Origin of the sequence: Alkalibaculum bacchi, from assembly GCF_937875145.1 — a bacterium.
In the GTDB taxonomy this organism is placed as follows: domain Bacteria; phylum Bacillota; class Clostridia; order Eubacteriales; family Alkalibacteraceae; genus Alkalibaculum; species Alkalibaculum bacchi_A.
Map to the genome: position 1 here is coordinate 1 of NZ_CALNCS010000030.1, position 4,479 is coordinate 4,479.

The 4,479-nt window shown below is 33.8% G+C and carries 5 protein-coding genes; 2 read left to right on the forward strand and 3 right to left on the reverse strand.

What is annotated here, in order from left to right:
* Positions 1–190 (forward strand): hypothetical protein (locus Q7P22_RS02360; RefSeq protein WP_303860154.1); only part of this gene is annotated, 190 nt, incomplete at its 5' end.
* 85 nt (positions 191–275) lie between these two features.
* Positions 276–1,073 (forward strand): DnaJ domain-containing protein, encoded by a 798-nt coding sequence (locus Q7P22_RS02365; RefSeq protein WP_303860156.1) that lies wholly within the window; start codon positions 276–278, stop codon positions 1,071–1,073.
* Between the two features lie 100 nt (positions 1,074–1,173).
* On the opposite strand, the gene Q7P22_RS02370 is transcribed toward Q7P22_RS02365, so the two are convergent.
* From Q7P22_RS02370 to dnaJ, 3 genes are all read right to left on the reverse strand, one after another.
* Positions 1,174–1,440 (reverse strand): spore coat protein, encoded by a 267-nt coding sequence (locus Q7P22_RS02370; RefSeq protein ID WP_303860159.1) that lies wholly within the window; start codon positions 1,438–1,440, stop codon positions 1,174–1,176.
* Positions 1,441–1,452: 12 nt separating this feature from the next.
* Complete coding sequence (locus Q7P22_RS02375; protein WP_303860162.1) at positions 1,453–1,659, reverse strand: hypothetical protein; 207 nt, start codon at positions 1,657–1,659, stop codon at positions 1,453–1,455.
* Between the two features lie 171 nt (positions 1,660–1,830).
* Positions 1,831–2,973, reverse strand: a complete 1,143-nt coding sequence (gene dnaJ, locus Q7P22_RS02380) for a molecular chaperone DnaJ (RefSeq protein ID WP_303860164.1) — start codon at positions 2,971–2,973, stop codon at positions 1,831–1,833.
* Positions 2,974–4,479 lie beyond the last annotated feature (1,506 nt).

Here is a 4,479-nt window from a genome sequence, read left to right on the forward strand (position 1 = left end):
ATATAATGATGCAGATAAACCTGCAGGGCCTTTTCCAATAATAATGACATCGTATCTCATCTTATCTCTCCTTCATTTGTCTTATATGCTTATTATACTATTTGTAAAAAACAAATCAAATATTTGTTTCCATATCCTTCTTGATAAATACGAGAAATATTTAGATAGTAGAATGAAAGAAGAAAAGTAGAACGATCTTACTATATAAGTGTATAAATTATCTTTATTTTTTGATATAATTGTAGAATTAGCGAAATGAGAAGGAATGACTTTATATGAATTCAATTAAAAAAATATCTGGTAAAGTATTATATGCTATTACTAGTGTAATTTCAGGGATCTTAGATGTGATAATAGGTATTATAGACTTTACCGTAAATTTAGTAAATACTATTGCACAAGGACTTCTAGCCATTTTGGGCATGGGTGGATGTCTCTTTGCCTTTTTCTTACTTGGACCCTATGCTTTATTTTTATTATTTAATCCAGTAGTAATTTTAATCCTATTATTCTTCGTCGTATTTCCTATACTTGGTACTAAATTTGTATCTTTTTTAAAATACATTAAGTATGCAAGTACAGAGTTTTTATTTGATCGTGCTAACAATCTCATGTACGGTACTGAAAACAAATACGAAACCTTTTCTGAATACGGTTATGGATATAAAAGAGAGCAAGAGGATAAACGACAAAAAGAGCAACAAGAGAGACAGTATCAGCAACAAAAGGAATGGGAAGAAAAATTCAAACAGTGGCAAAGCTTCCAGAATTCCCAAAGAACCTATCATGGTCAAGGAAATTATGGCGGCTATAGACAAAATACAGGATACGGTGGTCAATCCTACGTCAATCCTAGCATTGAATTTAAGAAAAAATATGAGGAAAGCTGTAGCATCTTAGAAGTCTCCTACCAAGCAGATAAATACCAAATCAAACTAGCTTATCGTAAAAAGGCTAAAGAATATCATCCTGATATCAACCAATCACCTAACGCCACAAAAATGTTTCAAAAGATAAATGATGCTTATGAATTTTTAAGCGAAAGCAATATAGAGCGATATAAAAAATTATAGTTGTTCCTTGTCCTATTTAATTTTATTTTTTTAACGAAGTTCTTTGTATATTTTAGCTACTGCTAGTGGTTAAAAAAGCTGCCACACGGCAGCTTTTTTATTACATAATATCATTCATCATTTGTGAGCTTTCTGTCTTTAACTCTTGTACGTCCTGGCTGTTTGCATCTTTTGTCTTATACCAACCTTTTTGTTTCATACAATCAAATACTTTGTATTGTACTTCTTCTGCATTTCTAAAATTTGTTAGTAACGTATTTCTTAAGTTTTGGCATGAACTTTCTATAATCCCACTACCATAAGAACCAATGGCTTGTTTTTCGGTAGTTAATAAGTCTTGTAGTATATCTTTATCTCCAAAATTCATTTTTCTTCCTCCTTATTGGTGAGAATCTAAATAGCTTTTTAAACTGTTGAAGTTGTTTTTGTGGATTTGACAAGCTTCTGTACAAAGATTTTTAATTTGAGAATCGGAACATTGACTAGAATACACGGAGTATTTTTTGTGTAATAATGCTTCGTGCTCCATGGAATCTTTTAAGATTTTTAGATTGTTGCTTTCGATTTGATTGCTTTGCATAGCCATTTTTTATTTCCTCCTTATATCATTATCAATAGTATTGTTTGCAATAAACTTTCTATTATAAATAGTAAGATTTTCCTTTAAAAATAATCAATACATTAAAAAAGCCAATGAATCCACCTTTTAGTGAGTTCATTGACTTTACTATTACATCAAAATACTATATATTACTTTTTAACTAAAATAATCCTTTATTTTATCCCAAAAACCTTTTGTCTCTTTCGTAGCGTCGGAGCCGGTGACTTCACCAAATTTTCTTAAAATATCTTTTTGTTCTTCATTTAAATCTGTAGGTACTTCAATTTTAATTTGTACGTATTGGTCTCCTTTTCCGTAACCATTAGGATTGCTGACCCCTTTTCCCTTTAATCTAAAGATTTTATTGGGCTGGGTGCCTTCTGGAATGATGAATTTTACTCTTCCTATAGCTTTTTTCTTTTCATCTAAAGATGGAATTTCAATTTCATCACCTAATGTAGCTTGAATAAAAGTTATAGGGATTTCTGAGAAGATATCGTTATTTTCTCTCGTAAAGAAGGGATGAGAATCTACACTTATGTAAACCAATAAATCGCCCCTACTTCCACCATTAGCGCCAAGCTCTCCTTCTCCTCGAAGTGGCAATATAGATCCATTATCTACACCTGCTGGTATATTTAAATGAATTTTTCTCGTTCTCTTTTCTGTACCCTTTCCACTACAATTGCTACATGGTTTAGATATGGTCTTACCTTCCCCATGACATTTATCACAGGTTCTTACAGATTGCATTACGCCAAAAGGAGTTCTTTGATTCACTCGAACTTGACCTGTTCCATTACATTTGTCACAGGTATGAATATCACTCTCATCTTGAGCACCTTTACCATTACATTTAGAACATTCTTCATTTCGATTGATCTTAATGTCTTTTTCAATGCCAAAGACTGCTTCTTCAAAAGACAAATGGATATTTACTTTTAAGTTTGGGCCCATTTGAGGACCATTTCTTCTACCTGAAGAAGAAAATCCTCCACCACCAAACATATCAAAAATATCGCTAAAGATATCGTCAAATCCTCCGCCACCAAAGCCACTATAGCCGCCATTCCCATTGACACCTTCATGGCCAAATTGGTCGTATTGACTTCTTTTTTGTTCATCACTAAGGATTTCGTAAGCTTCGCTTACCTCTTTAAATTTATCTTCTGCTTCTTTGTCTCCAGGATTTCTATCTGGATGATATTTCATTGCCTGTTTACGATAGGCGCCTTTTATATCTGAATCTGAGGCACTCTTCTCTACTCCTAATACCTCATAATAATCTCTCTTGCTCATATCTACTCTCCTTACTTCGCAAATTTAGTGGTAGTTCTTCCTACTTGATTTTAGGAACAACTACCACTAAATTTGTACATTTAACCACACACAACCAAAGCTTTGCTTTGGTTGTGTGAAAACTACCCTCTATATTTTATTACTTATTATCGTCATCGTCAACAACTTCATAGTCTGCATCTACTACATCATCTTGAGCTTGGTCTTGTGGTCCTTGACCTTGACCTTGCCCTTCTGCTTCACCTTGTTGGTATAATTTAGAAGCGATAGGATAGAACGCTTCATTAACAGCTTCTGTTGCACTCTTAATAGCCTCTACGTCTTCCCCTTCTAGCTTTTCTCTTAAATCTTTAATAGCATCTTCTACTTTTGCTTTTTCATCTGATGTTACTTTATCGCCTAATTCCTTTAAAGATTTTTCGATTTGATAAATAGTAGAGTCTGCAGTATTTTTCGCTTCTACTGATTCTTTTCTCTTTTTATCTTCTTCTGCAAATCTTTCTGCTTCTTGAACAGCTTTGTTAATATCATCATCGCTCATATTTGTAGAAGATTGAATCACTACATTTTGAGATTTTCCAGTTCCCATATCTTTAGCAGATACATTTACGATGCCATTCGCATCAATATCGAATGTTACTTCAATTTGTGGGATTCCCCTTGGAGCTGGTGCAATTCCTGCCAATTGGAAGCGTCCTAATGTCTTATTGTAAGCAGCCATTTCTCTTTCACCTTGTAATACGTGAATGTCTACTGCAGTTTGATTATCTGCTGCTGTAGAGAATACTTGGCTCTTCTTAGTTGGGATTGTAGTATTTCGTTCAATTAATTTTGTAAATACGCCACCCATAGTTTCAATACCTAATGACAATGGCGTTACATCTAATAATAATACGTCTTTTACTTCTCCAGCTAATACACCACCTTGAATCGCTGCACCAATAGCAACGCACTCATCAGGATTAATGCCTTTGTCTGGGTCTTTGCCGACAATTTTCTTAACGGCTTCTTGTACTGCAGGAATTCTAGTAGAGCCACCTACTAAGATTATTTTGTGAATTTCATTTGCAGATAAACCTGAATCCTTTAAAGCATTATTTACTGGTCCTTTTGTTCTTTCTACTAAATCTGCTGTAAGTTCTTCAAATTTTGCTCTAGTCAATGTAATATCTAAATGTTTAGGCCCTTCTTGAGTAGCTGTAATAAATGGTAAATTAATATTTGTAGTCATTACTCCTGAAAGCTCTATTTTTGCTTTTTCAGCAGCTTCTCTCAATCTTTGTAAAGCCATTTTATCGTTTCTTAAATCAATACCATTCTCTTTCTTAAACTGATCTGCTAAGTAATCAATGATTTTTTCATCAAAATCATCTCCACCTAGGTGATTGTCTCCATGTGTAGAAAGGACTTCAAATACGCCATCACCTAATTCTAATACAGAAACGTCAAAAGTACCACCAGATCGGAAGAGCGTCGTGTAGGGAAAGAGTGTAGATCTCGGTGGTC